The organism is Shewanella sp. 10B (assembly GCF_023475885.1).
In the GTDB taxonomy this organism is placed as follows: Bacteria; Pseudomonadota; Gammaproteobacteria; order Enterobacterales; family Shewanellaceae; genus Shewanella; species Shewanella mangrovisoli.
The window spans coordinates 904,788-924,484 of sequence record NZ_JAMDJO010000002.1 but is presented as its reverse complement, the minus strand read 5'-3'; the positions used below and the strand labels follow the sequence as shown (position 1 = coordinate 924,484).

The 19,697-nt window shown below is 50.6% G+C and carries 20 protein-coding genes; 12 read left to right on the top strand and 8 right to left on the bottom strand.

Annotated features, from left to right (window positions below):
• The first annotated feature begins 384 nt into the window (after positions 1–384).
• Positions 385–1,434, top strand: a complete 1,050-nt coding sequence (locus tag M0415_RS11645; protein ID WP_249553486.1) for a DUF4238 domain-containing protein — start codon at positions 385–387, stop codon at positions 1,432–1,434.
• Between the two features lie 34 nt (positions 1,435–1,468).
• Positions 1,469–1,861, top strand: a complete 393-nt coding sequence (locus tag M0415_RS11640; protein ID WP_249553488.1) for an SMI1/KNR4 family protein — start codon at positions 1,469–1,471, stop codon at positions 1,859–1,861.
• 301 nt (positions 1,862–2,162) lie between these two features.
• On the opposite strand, the gene fre is transcribed toward M0415_RS11640, so the two are convergent.
• Together fre and ubiD are read right to left on the bottom strand one after the other, a co-directional pair.
• Entirely contained in the window at positions 2,163–2,861 is a 699-nt protein-coding gene (gene fre, locus M0415_RS11635) for an NAD(P)H-flavin reductase (RefSeq protein WP_249553490.1), read from the bottom strand.
• A 110-nt stretch (positions 2,862–2,971) separates the two neighbouring features.
• Positions 2,972–4,453, bottom strand: coding sequence for a 4-hydroxy-3-polyprenylbenzoate decarboxylase (gene ubiD, locus M0415_RS11630; protein ID WP_011627318.1), 1,482 nt, complete (start codon positions 4,451–4,453; stop codon positions 2,972–2,974).
• A gap of 158 nt (positions 4,454–4,611) precedes the next feature.
• Between ubiD and M0415_RS11625 the strand changes: the two genes are divergently transcribed.
• A complete protein-coding gene (locus M0415_RS11625) occupies positions 4,612–5,382 on the top strand; it encodes a hypothetical protein (RefSeq protein WP_249553492.1) in 771 nt (256 codons plus the stop codon).
• Between the two features lie 91 nt (positions 5,383–5,473).
• Positions 5,474–6,685: an MFS transporter gene (locus M0415_RS11620; RefSeq protein ID WP_249553494.1), complete on the top strand. Its 1,212-nt coding sequence runs from the start codon at positions 5,474–5,476 to the stop codon at positions 6,683–6,685.
• A gap of 86 nt (positions 6,686–6,771) precedes the next feature.
• Here M0415_RS11620 and M0415_RS11615 read toward each other — a convergent pair whose 3' ends face one another.
• The 4 genes from M0415_RS11615 to arfB all read right to left on the bottom strand — a co-directional run bounded on the left by M0415_RS11615 (position 6,772) and on the right by arfB (position 8,916).
• Positions 6,772–7,449, bottom strand: coding sequence for an SDR family NAD(P)-dependent oxidoreductase (locus tag M0415_RS11615; protein ID WP_249553495.1), 678 nt, complete (start codon positions 7,447–7,449; stop codon positions 6,772–6,774).
• A gap of 27 nt (positions 7,450–7,476) precedes the next feature.
• Complete coding sequence (accB, locus tag M0415_RS11610; RefSeq protein WP_249553497.1) at positions 7,477–7,932, bottom strand: acetyl-CoA carboxylase biotin carboxyl carrier protein; 456 nt, start codon at positions 7,930–7,932, stop codon at positions 7,477–7,479.
• Positions 7,933–7,966: 34 nt separating this feature from the next.
• Positions 7,967–8,401, bottom strand: coding sequence for a type II 3-dehydroquinate dehydratase (gene aroQ / locus M0415_RS11605; protein WP_037428701.1), 435 nt, complete (start codon positions 8,399–8,401; stop codon positions 7,967–7,969).
• Positions 8,402–8,502: 101 nt separating this feature from the next.
• Positions 8,503–8,916 (bottom strand): alternative ribosome rescue aminoacyl-tRNA hydrolase ArfB, encoded by a 414-nt coding sequence (gene arfB / locus M0415_RS11600; RefSeq protein ID WP_011621314.1) that lies wholly within the window; start codon positions 8,914–8,916, stop codon positions 8,503–8,505.
• Between the two features lie 148 nt (positions 8,917–9,064).
• On the opposite strand from arfB, the gene M0415_RS11595 reads away from it, so the two are divergent.
• The 7 genes from M0415_RS11595 to M0415_RS11565 all read left to right on the top strand — a co-directional run bounded on the left by M0415_RS11595 (position 9,065) and on the right by M0415_RS11565 (position 16,905).
• A complete protein-coding gene (locus M0415_RS11595; RefSeq protein WP_011621315.1) occupies positions 9,065–9,430 on the top strand; it encodes a SpoIIAA family protein in 366 nt (121 codons plus the stop codon).
• A 36-nt stretch (positions 9,431–9,466) separates the two neighbouring features.
• On the top strand, positions 9,467–9,670 hold the full coding sequence (locus M0415_RS11590; RefSeq protein WP_011715717.1) for a DUF3012 domain-containing protein: 204 nt from the start codon (positions 9,467–9,469) through the stop codon (positions 9,668–9,670).
• 164 nt (positions 9,671–9,834) lie between these two features.
• Entirely contained in the window at positions 9,835–10,284 is a 450-nt protein-coding gene (locus M0415_RS11585) for a hypothetical protein (RefSeq protein WP_249556570.1), read from the top strand.
• 208 nt (positions 10,285–10,492) lie between these two features.
• On the top strand, positions 10,493–11,863 hold the full coding sequence (locus M0415_RS11580) for a TolC family protein (protein ID WP_249553499.1): 1,371 nt from the start codon (positions 10,493–10,495) through the stop codon (positions 11,861–11,863).
• Between the two features lie 15 nt (positions 11,864–11,878).
• On the top strand, positions 11,879–13,162 hold the full coding sequence (locus M0415_RS11575; RefSeq protein ID WP_249553502.1) for an efflux RND transporter periplasmic adaptor subunit: 1,284 nt from the start codon (positions 11,879–11,881) through the stop codon (positions 13,160–13,162).
• Positions 13,163–13,239: 77 nt separating this feature from the next.
• Positions 13,240–16,452 (top strand): efflux RND transporter permease subunit, encoded by a 3,213-nt coding sequence (locus M0415_RS11570; protein ID WP_249553504.1) that lies wholly within the window; start codon positions 13,240–13,242, stop codon positions 16,450–16,452.
• A 129-nt stretch (positions 16,453–16,581) separates the two neighbouring features.
• Positions 16,582–16,905 (top strand): antibiotic biosynthesis monooxygenase family protein, encoded by a 324-nt coding sequence (locus M0415_RS11565; protein WP_011627310.1) that lies wholly within the window; start codon positions 16,582–16,584, stop codon positions 16,903–16,905.
• Between the two features lie 83 nt (positions 16,906–16,988).
• On the opposite strand, the gene mscL is transcribed toward M0415_RS11565, so the two are convergent.
• Positions 16,989–17,399 (bottom strand): large-conductance mechanosensitive channel protein MscL, encoded by a 411-nt coding sequence (mscL, locus tag M0415_RS11560; RefSeq protein ID WP_011621323.1) that lies wholly within the window; start codon positions 17,397–17,399, stop codon positions 16,989–16,991.
• Positions 17,400–17,583: 184 nt separating this feature from the next.
• On the bottom strand, positions 17,584–18,537 hold the full coding sequence (locus M0415_RS11555; protein WP_011715723.1) for a LysR family transcriptional regulator: 954 nt from the start codon (positions 18,535–18,537) through the stop codon (positions 17,584–17,586).
• Positions 18,538–18,634: 97 nt separating this feature from the next.
• Between M0415_RS11555 and M0415_RS11550 the strand changes: the two genes are divergently transcribed.
• Positions 18,635–19,690: an HlyD family secretion protein gene (locus M0415_RS11550; RefSeq protein ID WP_249553506.1), complete on the top strand. Its 1,056-nt coding sequence runs from the start codon at positions 18,635–18,637 to the stop codon at positions 19,688–19,690.
• Positions 19,691–19,697: the final 7 nt, after the last annotated feature.

Below are 19,697 nucleotides of genomic sequence, written 5' to 3'. Positions count from 1 at the left end.
TTTAAATCAAAGTCAAAGTCGTGGGGCTTCACCCCACACCCGACCAAGGAGGACTGCTCGTCCTATCCTCCTTGGATGCTCCATGACGCCCCTAGCGAAGTTACATGCATTGATTAGTGGCTTCGTGCTTATTCGAAAATCGCTAACGCTTCCGATGGAGCGTCCCTTCCCCCCGAAAGCTACGCAGACTTCCTGTCTGCGTTACGCGATTTTCTTCAACGCCCTTCAGCAACTTCGCAGGGGAGGTGAACTTCTGGTATTTCGAAGCTAACTATTAATCTCGAAAGAGTGATATCAATCCTAGTTTTACTGTTTATTGAGGATCGGCTTAAAGTAGATTATGTTATTGTTTTGGAATAGTTCACTTATTTTTCCAGGAGATATATGTCTGGTAAGCGACATCACTTTGTCCCTAGATTTCTCCAATCTGGGTTTGCTAGTCATAAAAACGGTAATGAGACGTTTACGTGGGTATATCGTAAGGATTTGAAAATCTTTAACTCTAATACAATAAATATTGGTATAGAAGGGCTATTTTATTCTCTAAACGGAGACGAAAAATTAGATAATGATATTACTCTTGCGGAAGAGCATTATAGTGCTGTAGTTAAGGAACTACGTGAGGCAACAAGTTTTTTAGTGCTTAATAATAAAGAAATCGCTGAGTTAATTGCACATTTAGAAGTAAGAACTCGCTATTTACGTCAAAGCTTTTGTCATTCTGTTAATCTTCTTGTTGATGAGTTGCTTAGATTTATTGAGGACAAGCAAGCTTTTGAGAGGTATGTCCAAAGTAAGATATTTCATGACCCCAAAATTCTTCATAATGCAATTACTGATGAATTGAAAAAACGAAATGTTTCTGCTTATGCTCAGGAAGATATTTTTAACACTATTCAAAATAATCTAGAGAAGTTGTTACCTGATGTTTTTAGGTCTTTTCCGCTTATTACTGACGAATTTAGATTGGCTATTTCTGAGGTAATAAAATCATCTGCTAAATCTGGTCATATCAAGGCACTACAACAGATGATAGCTCCATCAATAAAAATAGATATTTATGAGCGTTTAGTATATAGAGTTGTAAATACTCAAGATATTGAAGTTCCATTGGGCGACACTATGCTCGTTTTTCAAATGGAAGGTGATAGACCGTTTAAGCCGTTCACTGATAAGAATGATCAGATACAAGCTGTTTATCTTCCACTTTCTTCTAACCGTGTTTTAGTTGGGAGTATCAATGATACATTTCCAGATATATCGTTTCTTCCAACGGTAATTGCACAATGTTCACTAGAATACTTTATCAGCATGACGAATAAAACTGAGAATAGTATTCTTCAGAGTCGTATTGGAGAACTTGCATATATCTTGTCTCAAGAACAGATTAAAGAGCTTGTGGATGAAGTAATTAGCGAAGTCTCACTATTTTGATTCAATTGAAAATTTTAGCTCTAAGGAGAGACTGGTGCCTTTTGATTTATCGGAAGAACAGTTAGCGCTAACAGAACAAGAATTGGGGGCGACACTGCCTCGTGAGTACCGTGAAGCGATGAAATTAGATAATGGTGGCGAAGCCGTTACTGTAGAAGATGATTGGGAGTTGTATCCGATTAAAGATACTTCCGATAGAAAACGAGTTTCCCGCACTTGCAATCATATCCTTTATGAAACTGAGTCGTGCAAAGGGTTTGGCCATTTCCCCGATAATGCCGTCGCGATTGCGGGCAATGGGTTAGGCGACCAAATGGTTTTTATCAAAGAATCAGGCCGGATTCTGGACACTGTGTATTTGTGGTTTCATGAAACTGGTGAGCTCCAACAATTAGCCGCTTCATTTAATGGAATTGAAAAGTTGTAAGCAAACTCAGTCGCATCATCTTTTTTCCTTAGTGAAACCCTTTAGATATCTGATTTAACTGAAGAGTTTAAGATTTCGTTGGGCTTGAGAGATTAAGCATTGGCATGAAAGTGACCGTTGGCGGCATGGATGCCGCCGTCGAGCATACATGGATGTACTCGCTGCGTGTCACTGGAATGACAGTGCTTAATCCTTACACTTAATCAAATTGTCCTTAAAAACAAAACCCCAGTGAAAACTGGGGTTTATTGTTTGAGTCTAGGTTGGCAAAGGTTACTCAGCCAAGCTACAAATCAACGCGTTATTTGATAAACGCGAAGGCATCGCCGTAGAGATGGGCTTCATCGACACCCATTTCGCGGAAGATTTCGCGGGCGGCACCGACCATATCGAAACGACCTGCGATATAGATGTCATAGCCGTTTAGGCTAATAAAATCTTGCTTGATTTGCGCGAGTAGATTGGCGGTTTTACCTTGCCAGTTTGCTGGGGCTTCTTCCACCACGGGCACAAAATGCAACCAAGGGTGAGCGTCGTGCCATTGGCGGGCGATGCTTTCATAGTACATCGCATCTTGGGTGCGGCAACCCCAATACAAAGTCGTTTCAACCTGTTGGTTTAGGGCGATTTGTTGCTCGACAATACTCTTAATGTACGAGAAGCCTGTGCCACCAGCGATCAATAAACGTGGGCGCTGGCTGTCGTGGCGTAAGTGGGCTTCGCCGCCTGGAGCTTCGATGTCGATATGCGTGCTATTACGCAATCTTTCAACCACTTGCATTGGATAGCTTTCGCTGACGGCCGCGCCAATATGAAGCTCAATCACTTCGGCATTAGGGGCGGACGCGATAGAGAAGGGACGTTTATCTTTTTCACCCATCACAACACACAGGTATTGTCCCGCTTGAAACTCCAAGGGGGTGTCGGGCTTTAACCACACCTGATACACGGCGTCGTTAAAGGGGGTTACTTTCTCTATCTTACAACGTATGGTTTTCATCAAACTTCCTTTGCACCTTTCATCATTTGTTGTCGTTAGGTGTCACATTAAGGCCGTTGGCGGCCTATTCTCTTGGCTTAAGTGGGTACGAGAGTCGTGCTTAAGCTGAATTATAGGGTTGGGCTGTCGTCTATGCCTAACTCATCCCAAATTGAGTCGATCTTTTGCTTAACCTTAGGATCCATCACAATCGGCGTGCCCCATTCGCGGTTGGTTTCGCCTTCCCACTTATTGGTGGCATCGAGACCCATTTTGGAGCCGAGGCCCGCCACGGGGGAGGCAAAGTCGAGGTAATCGATAGGCGTATTATCGATCATCACGGTGTCGCGCTTAGGATCCATACGGGTGGTAATGGCCCAAATCACATCGTTCCAGTCGCGGCAATTCACATCGTCGTCGACCACCACAATAAACTTGGTATACATAAATTGGCGCAGGAAGGACCAAGCGCCCATCATCACCCGTTTAGCATGGCCAGGATATTGTTTACGAATCGAGATCACCGCCATCCGATAGGAGCAACCTTCGGGCGGCAGGTAAAAATCAATAATTTCAGGATATTGCTTACGCAAAATCGGCACAAACACTTCGTTGAGTGCCACACCTAACATGGCGGGTTCATCCGGTGGACGGCCTGTGTAGGTACTGTGGTAAATCGGATCCTTACGGTGGGTAATATGGGTCACGGTAAAGACGGGGAATTTATCCGTCTCGTTGTAGTAACCCGTGTGGTCGCCGTAGGGACCTTCTTCGGCCATTTCGTCGGGGTCGATATAGCCTTCGAGGATGATCTCGCTGCTGGCGGGTACTTCTAAATCACAGCTTAATGCCTTGCAGACTTCGGTGCGCTCGCCGCGCAGTAATCCCGCGAAGGCGTATTCGCTCATGGCATCGGGCACTGGCGTTACCGCGCCTAAAATGGTCACAGGATCAGAGCCTAAGGCAACCACCACTGGGTAACGCTCGCCGGGGAATTGCTCTTTAAAATCGGCAAAATCAAGCGCGCCACCACGGTGGGACAGCCAGCGCATAATGAGTTTATTTTTGCCGAGCAACTGCTGACGATAGATCCCAAGGTTTTGGCGACTCTTACGCGGCCCTTTGGTAATGGTTAAGCCCCAAGTGACCAGCGGCGCGACATCGCCTGGCCAGCAATGCTGAATTGGCAGCTGAGTTAAATCGACTTCATCGCCAGTTTTTACCACTTGCTGACAGGCGGGATTGCGCACTGTCTTAGGCGGCATATTCAAGGCTTGCTTGAACATGGGGATTTTTGAAATCGCGTCTTTAAAGCCGCGTGGTGGCTCGGGTTCTTTTAAAAACGCCAGCAGCTCACCCACATCGCGCAGCGCGAGCGGATCTTCTTTGCCCAGCGCCATGGCGACGCGTTTGGGGGTACCAAAGAGGTTGGCCAGCACTGGCATTGAATGATTGGTTGGATTTTCGAATAGGAGTGCAGGGCCTTTGGCGCGTAGAACGCGATCGGCGATCTCTGTCATTTCTAAATGAGGATCAACGGGGTAGCTAATGCGTTTGAGTTCGCCATTGGCTTCCAGATGATCGATAAAGCTGCGTAAATCCTTAAAACTCATGTGGAAATAGCCTCTGCAGTGGAAATCCGTGTGGCGCGCACTATAGCATTTTTCTGTTTTAGGGTTAACCTATTCAGTGATCTTCCAGCTTTGGAAGCGTAAAATGCTTGTCCTAGGTCGATGTTTATTTGACCAGTGCCCGGTATTTCGAGGTTTATATGACACTCTCTCCATGCCTTGTTAAAGATAAAAATCTTCAACCTCAATCAGTTTGCTTACCTAAGCCGGCTGAGCCTTGGCATAAAACAGGCTTCGCCTTGTCCTTACTGGGCGCCTTATTGATTTGCACCTTAGCCGTGCCGAATCTGGCGGCGGCGCGCGATCGCGGCAATGACCGCCATAGCGAGAGTCATGGTCGTCACGACAATCACTACAATAATCACCATAAACATGGGGATAGCCACCGCCACTATCGCCCCTATTACCGCCCTTATTATCCTTGGGGATTGGGTCTAGGCATTGGCTTAGCGACGGGTTGGGGCACGGGCTGGAATCTTGGCTATGGTTGGAATGATAATGGCTGGAACGATTGGGGCTGGAATAGCGCACGCTATTGGAATTCACCCTATTCAGGCATAGGCTTGTCGATTCCTATGGCCTATGATGATACGCCAGTGGCGGTTTCGCCCCCAGTGCGAGTCACCACCAGTATGCAATATTCGCCGAGCGAAGGCCGTATGGTGTCGAATATGCCAACCAATAGCGCGACTGTGATCTCACAAACAGGCACATCGACGGCTAGGGCATCATCAGCCTCGACGGAGCAAATTGCCAATGTGCCCCGAGCACGGGCTGCACGCAGTGTGTCGAGCCTGCCGAGCAATGCCAGAATAGTGCAGCAGGATGGCCGTACCTTGTATGAGTGGCAAGGTACGCTTTACGCCTTCGATTGGAATAGCCAAACCTATCAAGAACAGTTAGTGAAGTAATGTTGTTTTAGGCCTTATCGACGGGAGCCCCGAGTGGGCTCCTATTTTTTTCTTAGCCAGTTGTCGTTTTATAGAATCGCGGAGAAATCGTTTGCAAGCAGTTCAACCCCAGACTCAGGCTCAAAGCAGCGCGCTTTGGGTGTTACTCGCCTTGGCATTAGGCACCTTTGCCCTAGGCACCACAGAATTTGCCGCCATGACCTTAGTGCCTTATATCGCCAGCGATTTAAGTGTCGATGTCGCCCATGTGAGTTATGCCATCAGCGCTTATGCCCTTGGGGTGGTGGTGGGCTCGCCCATTATTATGGTGCTGGGGGTGAGGATTAAGCGGCGCACGCTGTTAATCGCCTTGGCCGCCATGATGGCGGTTGCCAATGGTTTAAGCGCTCTGGCACCCAGCTTGAATTGGTTAGTGTTTTTCCGCTTTTTAAGTGGCTTGCCCCATGGAGCTTACTTTGGGGTAGCTATGTTACTGGCGGCGTCCTTAGTGCCTCCAGAGATGAAGGCTAGGGCAGTTTCCCGGGTGATTATCGGCTTAACCTTAGCCACTATCGTTGGCGTGCCCTTCGCAACTTGGATGGGGCAAACCGTCGGTTGGCGCTCTGGCATCGGTATAGTGGCGATTATTGCCGCCGTTACCGCCGTGATGCTGTATTTTCTCGCGCCGAATGTGGCCGTACCGCAAAATGCCAGCCCGAAAAAAGAGCTGCAAACCCTGAAGAACCGCGAAGTTTGGCTCACGCTCGGCATTGCGGCTATCGGTTTTGGCGGGATTTTCTGTGTGTATACCTATCTGGCCGAGACGCTGATCCAAGTCACCCAGGTCGAACCCTTTAAAATCCCAGTGATGATGGCAGTCTTTGGGATTGGCGCCACCTTAGGCACCTTAGTCTGTGGCTGGGCGGCGGATAAGTCGGCGCTGGCGGCGGCATTTTGGTCGCTGGTGTTAAGCACCTTAGTGTTGGCGCTGTATCCGAGTTTGACGGGATCTTATTGGGCGCTGATGCCGATTGTGTTCTTTGTGGGTTCGGGGATTGGTCTGGCTACCACAGTGCAGGCGCGATTAATGGACGTGGCCCCCGATGGGCAGGCCATGACCGGCGCTTTAGTACAATGCGCCTTTAACCTAGCCAATGCGATTGGCCCCTGGGTGGGCAGCTTAGTGATCTTATCAGGCCAAGGCATCGCCGCGACCGGCTATGCCGCAGCGCTGTTGTCCCTCGGCGGTTTAGTTATGTGGTGGTTAACCCATAGGGAGAGCCGTCGTAGCAGTGCACTGTGCACCGCTAATTGCATCGACTAAGGGATTGATTCAAAAGAATGGGCGGCCAAGGCAACTTGATGCCTTGGCCGCCCATGTGTTTATCGTTAACTCGTCGTCTTAATCCGTTAACCCCGTTGAATGGTGATATCGGCGATATAACCATGTTCGGTGGCAAGCAACGCTTGTTTTAGCATGCCTGCGGCTTCATCGGCGGACATAAAGCTTGAGGTGTCTAGACTCTTACCACTGCTCGGCCAAAAGCCGGTATCCATACCGCCGGGATAAACCGCAATCACCTTCATCGGACTCTGCTTGAGCTCCAAACGTACCGATTCGATAAAGCCCCGCACCGCCCATTTGGCGGCGCAGTAGGTCGACTCTCCCGCTTTGGCGGCGAGGGCGGCGGTGGACATCACGATCACGACCGTAACCGCTTGCTGTTTATAGCGTTTCACCAATTCACGTACCAGCAGAATGGTTGACGTGACATTGTTATTCAGCAGCGCTTGGATCTCACTCGTGCCTTGGGTTTCCAGCGCGCCAAAGTAACCACTGCCAGCGCAGTGAATAACCGTGTTGGGGGAATCGGTAAGGCCATCGAATAGGGCTTCGACACTCGCCTCGTCCGCTAAATCAGCACTAATGGCGCTAATGCTTTGGGTTGAAAATGGGCTGAGTGCATTGGCCACGGTATGCAGGCGATTGGCATCGCGCCCCGTCAGTGTGAGTGCTTGGTTATCCTTGGCATACAGGGCAGCTAATGCCGCGCCTAAGCCACTGCTTGCGCCAGTAATCAGTATCATCTTTACCTCTAAATTCTATTTCGAAGTCTAAGTTTCGATCAGAGTGAACAGCGGCTGGTCGAAGGCGACATCGTCCCCGTCCTTCACCCAAATGGCGCCGACTATGCCGTCACGCTCGGCCTCGATGGGATTTTGCATTCGCATGGCTTCGATAATGCAAAGTGTATCGCCGCGCGCCACCCTTTGACCCACACGCACCAAGGGCGCCTCGGATTGGCCTTGCGACGCATGGAAGGTGCCGACCATAGGCGATAGCTGCACAAAACCTTCAATCACAGGCAGGGCGTCACGGGTTTTGGCTGGCTTTGGCGTGAGTGCAGAAGAGGGCGCAGGATTGTGCGCCCTATCAGGTGCGCTTGCGCTGTGCGGGTTGTAGCGGGTGATGCGAATAGACTCTTCCCCTTCGGTAATCGCCAGCTCCGCAATCCCAGATTCCTGCACTAATTCAATCAGTTTTTTGATCTTTCGAAGGTCAACCGCCATGGCTTGTGGCTCCCTGTACTCACGCTAATCGCGTTTATGCCTTCAATCTCTTAATCGCCGCCGCGAGGGCAAACTCATAGCCTTGGGCGCCGAAACCACAAATCACCCCAATGGCCTTATCGGACAAATAGGAGTGGTGGCGGAAGGGCTCGCGGGCATGAACATTGGATAAATGCACTTCAAAGAAGGGGATATCAACTCCAAGCAGCGCGTCACGCAGGGCCACACTGGTGTGGGTAAAGGCGGCGGGGTTGATAATGATCATCTGCGCATCGGTGGCATGGATAGCGTTGATCAGCTCAAATTCGGCATTCGATTGAATATGTTCAAGTTCAACACCTGCTGCCTGTGCTTGTTCACTCAAAATGGCAACAATATCGGCTAAGGTTTGATGACCGTAAACACTGGGCTCACGACGGCCAAGGAGGTTTAAATTAGGGCCATTGATGAGCAGAACTTTATGATTCATTACGCTTTCCTTTTACGACATGCCTTAACGGGTTGAATGCCATTAACTTAACCTGTTCGGGCGGATTTTGCATTATGAATGTCACCGCGTTGTCGGCGGGGTTAATCAAACTTAATCTGTCGCATGGCCTTAGTGGCGCCGCGTTGTTTTTTCGCATCTAAGCGTTTGGTTTGGCTGCTTTTGGTCGCGCGGGTCGGAATGCGTTTTTTGGGCACTTCTGCCACGCTGGCAACTAGGGCGATAAATTGCTCCAAGGCGGTTTGCCGATTCGCCTCTTGGCTGCGGCTCGCCTGACATTTGATAATAATTTTGCCGCTGGCGGTAATGCGATGATCGGCTTTTTGCAGCAGGCGCTGCTGATAAAACTCGGGTAATGACGAGTTTCTGATATCAAAAATCAATTGGGCGGCGGTGGAGACTTTATTGACATTCTGCCCGCCTGCGCCACTGGAGCGGATAAATTGCCACTCGATTTCATTTTCCGGAAGTTCCACACGGTTTGAGATTTTTATCATGGCAGACTTAGGGTTTTGTCCAATTGCTTTGAGAAGCCAGCAATAACTGCTTATGGCTTTTCAATAGATTTGTTATCATCGGCGCATTCTTGCTGGGCAGGCGTGTTTGCCCGTTTGCAAAATAGTGTTCTCGTTTCGGAGTGCCTTTATGTTATGCCAAATCCCCGATATTGCTAAGGGTGTTATCAGTCTTTTCGCCAGTGGTCGACTCTCTTCAACCGATTATCGTACCCGTTTACAGCCGGCCATTAAGAGTTACCGCAAGGATTGGGGACAAGTTTGCCTGTATATCGAGGCGGACGTCTTACTCGAAGGCTGGGAATTTGAGTCGCTAACGGGCAGCGGCGAAGTCCAACTCCCTAATTTTGAAGCCCTAGTATTTGTTGGTGGCCCAGATTGGGTGGGGAACGCCGTGCGTTTACTCGGCCCCTTTATGCAGGGCGAAGTGGCTTGGTTCCCCTTAGAACAAAAAGCCAAAGCCATCGACTGGATTGCGAAACGTTCAACTTTTTAACGGCCCATGGTGGGTATTACTTATAAGGAATTAACTATGTCTTTGTTGAAAACTATGACTGCCAAACCGACCGCTAAATTAGGCGCTATCGCCTTAGTGTTGGCCTTTACCGCAGGCTTAAGTGCCTGTGCGCCAGAGGTCGGTAGTGATGCTTGGTGTAAGCAAATGAAGGATAAGCCTTCAGGCGATTGGACAGCGAACGAAGCTGCCGATTACGCTAAACACTGCGTGTTTAAGTAAGCTTTTCAAGCGAATAGTGTCACAGCTTGGCTTATTTTTAGTTGCAAGCTGTGAACTTATGCTTAAAATCCCTGTCTGAAGTTTGCACAAGCTATTGCTTAACAACCTACTGAATTGTCCAAAGGTGATATTTGATTTCGACCGCCAAGCCATTCTTTAGCCGAATGGTGACCCTACTGATAGCCATTATCGTGCTGCAATTTGCGGGCGCGAATTTGGGTGCGCATCAGTTACATGCGGGTAATGGCGCCGAAGAAGCCGAGAATCATCCCCATCTCCAATTTAGTGCTCCCGTGACCACCTTAGCCCAATGTGTGGATTGTGTGTGTCCCAATGAGCAGACTCCCGGATTCAGTGCCGAGCAGTTTGGCGAAGCCGCATTCAAGGCGGGCGTATCGACTGCCAGTGCTAGTGGCCACTCACATTTAGTGCAAACCACTGAAATTCAAAATTTTGATCTTTGCCTCGATTGCCAATGTCACGGCGGTCATGTGGCCCTGTTATCCCATTCCGACAGCCAAACGTCTATCGCGTTTGAAACGGCTTATGTGCCAACGGATTTAGCCTATTTCCCACCCGATCAATTACCTAAGTACCGTCCTCCCATCGCTTAACCTTCAATATCTGCTTATCGCTTCGTTATTGTGCGCCGCCATAAGCCCTTAATTTATCCCCACAGCATCGATAACTGGTCTAAACGGCCTTGGCTCGCGCTAGCGCTTTGAGCTTATTCGACATTTAACGCTTTTGGGGAGCATTCGATTGGTATTCACACGTCTCTTGCGTGGGGCCAGTCCTATTTAGATATTGTTAGGAATTGCGATGAAGAAAACCATTATCGCCCAGACCTTGTTTGGCCTGTTTAGCACACTCGTGCTTGTTGGCGGACAGGTTCACTCTGCTGTTGCAGCAACCACAGGCCTTGAAGTGAACGAGTTAAATACTGAAGGCACTTTATTAGCGCAAGGCGAGCTATTAACCGAAGAAACTCAAGCTTCCCTCAAGCAGTGGGTGCCCGAGTTACTCAAGAAAATTAATCAGTTACCCGAAGTGCAGGCGCAAATTGCTCGGCAGCAACAGGCAGAGCTCGCCATTGCGGCGGCGGATCGCGCCATCTATAACCCAGAGCTTGGACTCAATTATCAAAACGCCGACACAGATACCTACAGTCTAGGGCTGAGTCAAACCCTAGATTGGGGTGATAAGCGTGGCGTAGCGACTCGCCTTGCTCAGCTCGAGGCGCAAATCCTGTTAGCGGATATACAGCTAGAGCGCAGTCAGATGTTAGCCGAGCGGCTATTGGCGCTGGCCGAACAGGCGCAGAGCAATAAGGCGCTGACCTTTGCCGAGCAACAATTAAGGTTTACGCAGGCACAGCTCAATATTGCCGAGCAGCGCTTTGCGGCGGGGGATTTATCCGATGTTGAGTTGCAACTGCTGAAGCTCGAACTGGCGAGTAATACCGCCGACTATGCGCTGGCCGAGCAAGCGGCGTTAGTGGCCGATGGCAAAGTCATCGAATTACTCGGCGTCGATAAGCTGGGATTTAGGGAGTTTATCCCCGAAATTGGCCAATGGGTGTCGCAGATGTCCCCGAAAGTGGATTTACCCGCATTGACCAGTGCCCATCAACAGGTGCTGCTGGCCAAGGCCAATGCCATGAAGGTTAAGGCGGACACGGCGGCCGATCCCACCATCAACCTCGGTGTTGAAAAGGAAGGCGATGACAACAAGTTTGGCGTCGGCGTGGCCATCCCTTTGCAGGTGCGGAATAACTACAGCGAGTTACAGGCGGTTGCCGACAAGGGTATCGCAATCGCGGAACAGAACTACTTAGCCCGTGAGCGAGTACTTACGGCCAAACAGGCACAATTTACCAATGCCTTACCCCGTTTACTGGCGCGCTACCAAGATTGGCGCGAGCGAGTCGCAGCCTCGGGGAGTAAAGCCGCTAAATCCTTAAGTGAGCTGTGGCGTTCGGGTGATGTGAGTACTAGCGAGTATTTGCAGAGTCGGCGTCAGCTTGCGGCCAGTTATTTGGTCGGTTTAAACCTCGAAACGGCAATTTATCAGAGTTGGTTAACTTGGATGGGGGACAGCGGTCAGCTGCTGCCCATGATTGACACCTTAGCCGACACATCCGTCGGCAAATCAACATCCATTTCTTCCATACATGCCGTGCCAGCAAAGTAATCGTGAGGTAATACTATGAATTCATTTACTCAAAAATCGTCTTTCCAAACTTTGGGCACAGTGTCTGCTGCGGGCTTAAGGTCGTTGTTTATTCCTTCCCGTTTAGCGTTGGCCTTGATGCTTGCCTCCTTAACCCTGACGACGCCGACCTTCGCGGGTGAAGGCCATGATCACGGCGCTGAAAAGGTTACCAATAAGGCAGAAAAAAGCGCTTCAGCGACTGAAGATGACCATGGTGAGCAGGCACTTACTTTTACGCCTGCGCAGTTGGAACTGGCCGGCGTGCGCCTGTTGCCCTTGAGCAGCGATAGCTTAAGTTTTAGCAATCTCAACCTCGATACTATGGCGACCGCCACTCTAGTGGTTGACCGTGATAGAACCGCGACCTTAGCGCCGCAGCTGGATGTGCGGGTGCAGGCGCGCCATGTGGTGCCCGGCCAAGAGGTGAAAAAAGGTGAGCCCTTACTGACCTTAGGCGGCGCAGAAGTCGCCAAGGCGCAGGCGGAATATATCAATGCCGCCGCCGAGTGGAGTCGAGTGCGTCGTATGAGTGAAGGCGCGGTGAGTGTCAGCCGCAGAATGCAGGCGCAGGTCGATGCCGAACTGAAGCGAGCGATTTTAGAGGCGATCAAAATGACCCCTGAACAAATTCGTACCTTAGAGTCGACCCCAGAAGCTATCGGCAGCTATCAACTGTTGGCACCTATCGATGGCCGTGTGCAGCAGGATATCGCCATGCTAGGCCAAGTGTTCACCGCTGGCACGCCATTAATGCAGTTGACCGATGAATCGCATCTTTGGGTCGAAGCGCAATTAACTCCGGCGCAGGCGGCTAATGTGAATGTCGGCGGCCCGGCGTTGGTGCAAGTGGGCGATAAAACGCTGGCGGGCAAGATTATCGGCCGCTCCCATGAGCTGGATAGCGTGACCCGCACCGAGCAGATTTTAGTCAGCATGCCAAACCCAGAGCATGTGCTGCACGCGGGGCAATTTGCCGAGCTGTATTTTGCCGATGCGCCTAAGGGTAGCGACTTATCATCAGGCTTCTCTTCTGGAATTGTCTTGCCCGATGCGGCGCTAACCCGCAGTGGGGATGGTGATTGGCAGATCTTTATTCAAGACGAAGATGGTTTCGAAGCCATTGAGGTGGAGCTAGTGCAGCGTCAGCGTGGCTTAAGCCTAGTGCGCGGCGACAAGTTGGATAAGGCACGACAGGCACAGCTAAAAGTGGTGGTAGGAGGCGCATTTTTCTTGGCGTCGGAGCAGGCCAAAGCTGGCTTTGATATTCATGCCCACTAATGCCGATGAGTCGAACCTTCTCAAGCCCTCTTTTTACGCCTTTTTAAAGGCTTAGGGCGAATGCGCGAGGAATTTTTATGTTGCAAAAAGCAATCGAAGCCGCGATTAAAAATCGGCTATTAGTAGTGCTGGCACTGCTTGTTGTGGTTGCCGCCAGTGTGGCCATGTTGCCCAAACTGAATCTGGATGCCTTCCCCGATGTCACCAACGTACAGGTGACCATCAATACCGCGGCCGAGGGGTTGGCCGCCGAAGAGGTGGAAAAGCTCATCAGTTATCCGGTCGAATCGGCCATGTATGCCTTGCCGGCGGTGACCGAGGTGCGCTCATTATCCCGTACTGGCTTGTCCATCGTGACCGTGGTATTTGCCGAAGGTACGGATATTTACTTTGCTCGCCAGCAAGTGTTTGAGCAGTTACAGGCGGCGCGGGAGATGATCCCAAGCGGTGTGGGTGTGCCAGAAATTGGCCCTAACACTTCAGGTTTAGGGCAGATTTATCAGTACATTCTGCGGGCTGACCCTAGCTCGGGTATTAATGCCGCCGAGCTGCGAAGCCTTAACGATTACCTCGTCAAACTGATCATGATGCCGGTGGGCGGCGTGACCGATGTTTTATCCTTTGGCGGCGAGGTGCGCCAGTATCAAGTGCAGGTCGACCCTAACAAGTTGCGAGCCTATGGTTTGTCGATGGCGCAGGTGAGTGAGGCGCTTGAGAGCAATAACCGTAACGCCGGTGGCTGGTTTATGGACCAAGGCCAGGAGCAATTGGTGGTGCGGGGTTATGGCATGTTACCCGCGGGTGAAGCAGGGCTTGCCGCAATCGCCCAAATTCCGCTGACCGAAGTGCGTGGCACGCCAGTGCGAGTGGGCGACATTGCTAAGGTCGATTTTGGCAGTGAGATCCGTGTTGGGGCCGTGACTATGACGCGCCGCGATGAGGCGGGTCAGGCGCAAAACTTGGGCGAAGTGGTGGCGGGCGTGGTGCTTAAGCGCATGGGCGCCAATACTAAGGCAACGATTGATGATATCGATGCGCGGATTAATCTGATTGAGCAGGCGCTGCCCAAGGGCGTGTCCTTCGAGGTGTTTTACGACCAAGCGGATTTAGTGGATAAGGCCGTTACCACAGTGCGCGATGCGCTGCTGATGGCCTTTGTGTTTATCGTGGTGATCTTGGCGCTGTTCCTTGTGAATATCCGCGCCACCCTGTTGGTGCTGCTGTCTATTCCCGTATCCATCGGTTTGGCGCTGATGGTGATGTCTTACTATGGCCTGTCTGCCAACTTGATGTCCCTCGGTGGGTTAGCGGTGGCCATTGGGATGTTGGTTGATGGTTCTGTGGTGATGGTTGAGAATATTTTCAAACATTTAACTCAGCCAGATCGCCGTCATTTAGCCCAGGCGAGAAGCCGCGCGGATGGCGAAGCCGACCCATACCATGGCGATGAGGATGGTAGTGTTCACGCCGTTGAGGCGGATAACAACATGGCCGTGCGCATCATGCTGGCGGCGAAAGAGGTTTGCAGTCCGATCTTCTTCGCGACCGCCATCATCATTGTGGTGTTTGCGCCGCTATTTGCGCTGGAAGGGGTTGAGGGCAAGTTGTTCCAGCCGATGGCTGTTAGCATTATTTTGGCGATGATTTCCGCCTTACTGGTGGCCTTAATTGCCGTGCCTGCATTAGCTGTTTATCTGTTTAAGCGTGGTGTCGTGCTGAAGGAGAGCGTCGTCTTAGCACCTTTGGACTCAGCCTATCGCAAGCTGCTGAGTGCAACCCTTGCTAGGCCAAAGTTGGTGATGATCAGTGCGCTGCTGATGTTTGCCATGAGTATGGTATTGCTACCTAGGCTGGGCACTGAGTTTGTGCCCGAACTAGAGGAAGGCACCATCAACCTGAGGGTGACGCTGGCGCCGACCGCGAGCCTTGGCACTTCCTTAGATGTGGCGCCAAAGCTTGAGGCCATGTTGCTGGAATTCCCCGAGGTGGAATATGCCTTGAGCCGTATCGGTGCGCCCGAATTAGGCGGCGATCCAGAGCCTGTCAGCAATATTGAAGTCTATATCGGCCTTAAACCCATCGAAGAATGGCAATCGGCTAGCTCGCGTTTGGAGCTGCAACGGCTGATGGAGGAAAAGCTCAGTGTCTTCCCCGGACTGCTACTCACCTTCTCACAACCGATTGCGACGCGAGTCGATGAGTTGCTCTCTGGGGTAAAGGCGCAGTTAGCGATTAAGCTTTTTGGCCCCGATTTAGACGTCTTATCTGAAAAAGGCCAAGTGCTCACCGATCTGGTGGCAAAAATCCCCGGCGCTGTGGATGTGTCACTCGAACAGGTGAGTGGGGAGGCGCAGCTTGTAGTGCGGCCAGACCGCGCACAACTTGCCCGCTATGGCATCAGTGTCGACCAAGTGATGTCGCTAGTTAGCCAAGGGATTGGCGGTGCCAGCGCCGGCCAGGTCATCGATGGTAATGCCAGATACGACATCAATTTGCGCCTCGCTGCCGAGTATCGCAGCAGCCCGGATGTGATTAAGGATTTACTCCTTAGCGGCAGCAATGGTGCCACTGTGCGGTTAGGCGAAGTGGCCAGTGTTGAGGTGGAAATGGCGCCGCCGAATATTCGCCGTGATGATGTGCAGCGCCGCGTGGTGGTGCAAGCCAACGTGGCGGGGCGGGACATGGGATCTGTGGTCAAAGATATCTATGCGCTGGTGCCTCAGGCCGATTTGCCCGCAGGATACACAGTGATTGTGGGTGGTCAGTATGAAAATCAGCAAAGGGCACAACAAAAGCTGATGTTGGTGGTACCAGTCTCCATAGCTCTGATTGCCTTACTGTTGTACTTCTCCTTTGGTGCGCTGAAACAGGTCTTATTGATCATGGCGAACGTTCCTCTGGCATTGATCGGCGGGATCGTGGCGCTGTTTGTCAGCGGCACTTATCTGTCGGTGCCGAGCTCCATCGGTTTTATTACTCTGTTTGGGGTGGCGGTGCTCAATGGCGTGGTGTTAGTGGACTCGATTAACCAGCGCAGACAGAGCGGCGAGTCGCTCTATGACTCGGTTTATGAAGGTACGGTTGGCCGCTTACGCCCCGTGTTGATGACGGCATTGACCTCGGCCTTGGGCTTGATCCCCATCTTAGTGTCATCGGGTGTGGGCAGTGAAATCCAAAAGCCACTGGCGGTGGTGATTATCGGCGGGCTGTTTAGCTCTACGGCACTGACGTTATTGGTGTTGCCGACCCTGTATCGTTGGTTATATCGCCACGATAAGTCGTCAGCTTAGTGAGATGTAGAGCCTTGGCCTCATTTTGTGGCAAGGCTCAATGTTAAAGTTAAAAATCAGTGAGCTATCGCGTGCGATCTAGGCTAGGCTTAGCTCTGGTATTAAGGATTACTATCTTTGGAGAGCATTATGATCGCAGTCATTTTTGAAGTCGTGCCCACGAAAGAAGGCAAGGAAGAATATCTGCATGTGGCAGCCGAGATGCGCCAATATTTAGAAGGGCGTCAGGGGCTGATTTCAATTGAACGGTTTCAGAGCTTAACCGACGATGGCAAGGTGCTGAGCTTATCGTTTTGGGATGATATGGCCTCTATTACCCAATGGCGTAATCAAATGGCACACAGCATCGCTGAGCAATCCGGCATTGTGCCTTGCTTATTTAACTCTTATCGCATCCGCGTTGCCGAAGTGGTGCAAGACTATAGCGAAACAGTGCACGACGTGCCCGAGTAAGCTAAGCGCTTGCATAAAAACAAAACCCATCGAAGTCGATGGGTTTTTTATTGCAATCAATCGGATAAGAAAATAGCGAGAGCTTATTTTTCTTGCTGCGCTTTAAGCAGATCGCGGATCTCTGATAACAGCTCTTGATCTTTGGTCGGCGCTGGTGGGGCTTTAGGCGCTTCTTCCTGTTTGCGTTTTAGACTGTTAATGGCTTTTAAGCCCATAAAAATCGCGAAGGCGATAATGGTAAAGTCGATAACGGTTTGGATGAATTTACCGTAAGCAATCACCACCGCTGGCGCATCGCCCTGGGCGGCTTGCAACACTATGCTCAGATCGCTGAAATTCACGCCACCTAAGATGATCCCAATTGGCGGCATAATGATATCGGCCACAAAGGATGAGACTATCTTGCCAAAAGCGGCACCGATGATAATACCCACCGCCATATCGATCACATTGCCACGGGACGCAAAAGCCTTGAACTCTTTAATTAAGCTCATTAGGTTTCCTCCGAAATTAAAAATGAAATGTTAAATTTTATTGTGTTAACTGTATCAGGAAAACCTAAGGGTCTTTTGCTGCCTGTTACCTTGCCAAGCTTATAGGGGCTTAAGGATTAAGGCAATTCTGACATTCTGGATTTATCCTTCATCGGCTAATTTCAGCTCAGCAAGGTTACAATTGTTAAGTTGAACGAGAGTTATTGGGTTCTTGCTGACCGATAAATTCCGGCACTTCTAATACCTGTGATCCCCAGCGTTTGAACAGGGCGGTATAAATAAACTCGATAAAGACACGGTATTTGCGCGGCAAATACGCCCGTTTGGGATAGCTGAGTACCACTTTGGTTTGCACCATAGGGTAATCGTCGAGGAGTGGCACTAAATAGCCTTTCTCTATCGCCTCCTGTGCAATAATCGATGGCACGGCCGTAATGCCAAGCCCCGCAATGGCGGCTTCGCGGGCAATAGTGACATTGTTTACCGTCAGTTGGGTGACAGGTTCAATCACCACCCAAGACTGGCCATCAAACAGCTTCCACGCCCCTTCAATATGCGCCGACTGTAAGCGAATCGCTTTATGCTTGGCTAAGTCCTGCGGCACTTTTGGCGTGCCGTGTTCGGCTAAATAACTTGGGCTTGCCATCAAGGATTTGTAGGCGTTAACTAAGGAATAACTCTGCAAACGAGTATCGCTCGAGTCGGCGATTTGGAATAACAAATCGATGCCTTCTTCTATCACATCCACCTTACGGTTAGTGAGCTCAGCCTCAATGGTGATATCGGGATAAAGGGTTAAAAACTGGGCGAAGATAGGTCCTAGGAACAATTGGCCTAATTCGATGGGACACACTATTTTTAGGTTGCCTTTAATCAATTGCTGATGGGCGCTGAGTTGGTTTTCTGCGCTCTGCAGATCGCTCAAGATCTTATTGATCCGATTGTAGTAACTCGATCCCGCCTCGGTGAGTTTGAGGGCGCGGGTCGTTCGGAATAACAATTGGGTACCAGTATCTGACTCCAGTTCGGCAATCTTGCGGCTGACAGTGGCCTTAGTTAAACCAAGGGCCTTAGCGGCGCCGGTGAAGCTGCCTTGCTCGACGACTTGGGCAAATATCTGCACACGATTGAGATCCATGATTGTTACACCTGTGAAACAGTGGGTTGATTTTTAGCTATCTAATAAACGTGATGAGACAGTAGTACACTAGCACTCACTAATCAAGGAGTCATTCATGTCCAAAAGTAAACTCATCATCGCCGTTCCACTATTGCTCGCCGCCGTTGCGGGTGGCGGTTATTACTGGTGGACGCAGGTTCGTTTTATCGAAACTACTGACAACGCCTATGTTGAGGCCGATATTTCCCATGTGAGCGTGAAAGTACCAGGTTATGTGGTGTTATCCGATGTGACCGATAACCAACATGTGCGTAAGGGCGAGTTATTGGCGCAGCTTGAGGATAACCAGTTTAGCGCTAAAGTCAGTCAAGCCGAGGCGTCACTCGCCAGTGCTAAGGCCGATCTGCAAACTTTAGCCGCTAAGGTGGAATTACAGCACGCGTTGATCAGCCAAGCGAGTGCGGGCGTGGTTGCGGCGCAGGCCGACAAACTGCGTGCCGAGCAACAGTTAAGCCGAGCTAAAAAGTTAAAAGTCAGCAACTACAGCTCACAGGACGATGTCGACCAATTACAAGCCGGTTTTGATTCCGCCGCAGCAGGGCTAGATGAAGCCAAGGCACTGCTAGTGGCTAAAGAGCGTGAGCTGGCTGTATTCAATGCCCAGCTGAATCAAGCAGGCTCTGTGGTTGAACAGTCGAATGCGGCATTGGAGCTGGCTAAAATTCAGCTTAATGATACCCGCGTGACCGCGCCTTTCTCTGGGGTGATTGGTAAACGCGGCGCTATGGTGGGGCAATACGTGCAGCCTGGCCAGGCACTCTACAGTTTGGTTCCGGATGGGGCTGTGTGGATCACGGCGAACTTTAAAGAAACCCAAATCCAACATATGCAACCCGGACAGTCGGTGCAGGTCAGTCTCGATGCGTTTCCCGGCAAAACCTTTACAGGTGTTATCGATAGTCTGTCACCGGCGTCCGGAGCCAAATTTAGTCTGCTGCCCGCCGAAAATGCCACGGGTAACTTCACGAAAATCGTACAACGTATTCCTGTGCGGATCCGTTTAGATCTCTCTGAAGAAGAGGCGCGTGTCGTCCCCGGTTTAAGTGCCGTGGTCAAGGTCGATACTGCGTCGCATCCGACGACAGCCATCGCTGCTAACGTCGGTCGCTAAGTAGGTC

Bases quoted from the DNA above. Each gene is read 5' to 3' on its own strand.
- aroQ (WP_037428701.1), bottom strand. From the start codon at position 8,401: ATGAATCATAAAGTTCTGCTCATCAATGGCCCTAATTTAAACCTCCTT.
- M0415_RS11590 (WP_011715717.1), top strand. From the start codon at position 9,467: ATGTCTTTGTTGAAAACTATGACTGCCAAACCGACCGCTAAATTAGGC.
- M0415_RS11550 (WP_249553506.1), top strand. From the start codon at position 18,635: ATGTCCAAAAGTAAACTCATCATCGCCGTTCCACTATTGCTCGCCGCC.
- M0415_RS11580 (WP_249553499.1), top strand. From the start codon at position 10,493: ATGAAGAAAACCATTATCGCCCAGACCTTGTTTGGCCTGTTTAGCACA.
- M0415_RS11575 (WP_249553502.1), top strand. From the start codon at position 11,879: ATGAATTCATTTACTCAAAAATCGTCTTTCCAAACTTTGGGCACAGTG.
- M0415_RS11645 (WP_249553486.1), top strand. From the start codon at position 385: ATGTCTGGTAAGCGACATCACTTTGTCCCTAGATTTCTCCAATCTGGG.
- mscL (WP_011621323.1), bottom strand. From the start codon at position 17,399: ATGAGCTTAATTAAAGAGTTCAAGGCTTTTGCGTCCCGTGGCAATGTG.
- arfB (WP_011621314.1), bottom strand. From the start codon at position 8,916: ATGATAAAAATCTCAAACCGTGTGGAACTTCCGGAAAATGAAATCGAG.
- fre (WP_249553490.1), bottom strand. From the start codon at position 2,861: ATGAAAACCATACGTTGTAAGATAGAGAAAGTAACCCCCTTTAACGAC.
- M0415_RS11615 (WP_249553495.1), bottom strand. From the start codon at position 7,449: ATGATACTGATTACTGGCGCAAGCAGTGGCTTAGGCGCGGCATTAGCT.
- M0415_RS11585 (WP_249556570.1), top strand. From the start codon at position 9,835: ATGGTGACCCTACTGATAGCCATTATCGTGCTGCAATTTGCGGGCGCG.
- ubiD (WP_011627318.1), bottom strand. From the start codon at position 4,453: ATGAGTTTTAAGGATTTACGCAGCTTTATCGATCATCTGGAAGCCAAT.
- M0415_RS11595 (WP_011621315.1), top strand. From the start codon at position 9,065: ATGTTATGCCAAATCCCCGATATTGCTAAGGGTGTTATCAGTCTTTTC.
- M0415_RS11565 (WP_011627310.1), top strand. From the start codon at position 16,582: ATGATCGCAGTCATTTTTGAAGTCGTGCCCACGAAAGAAGGCAAGGAA.
- M0415_RS11570 (WP_249553504.1), top strand. From the start codon at position 13,240: ATGTTGCAAAAAGCAATCGAAGCCGCGATTAAAAATCGGCTATTAGTA.
- M0415_RS11555 (WP_011715723.1), bottom strand. From the start codon at position 18,537: ATGGATCTCAATCGTGTGCAGATATTTGCCCAAGTCGTCGAGCAAGGC.
- accB (WP_249553497.1), bottom strand. From the start codon at position 7,932: ATGGCGGTTGACCTTCGAAAGATCAAAAAACTGATTGAATTAGTGCAG.
- M0415_RS11625 (WP_249553492.1), top strand. From the start codon at position 4,612: ATGACACTCTCTCCATGCCTTGTTAAAGATAAAAATCTTCAACCTCAA.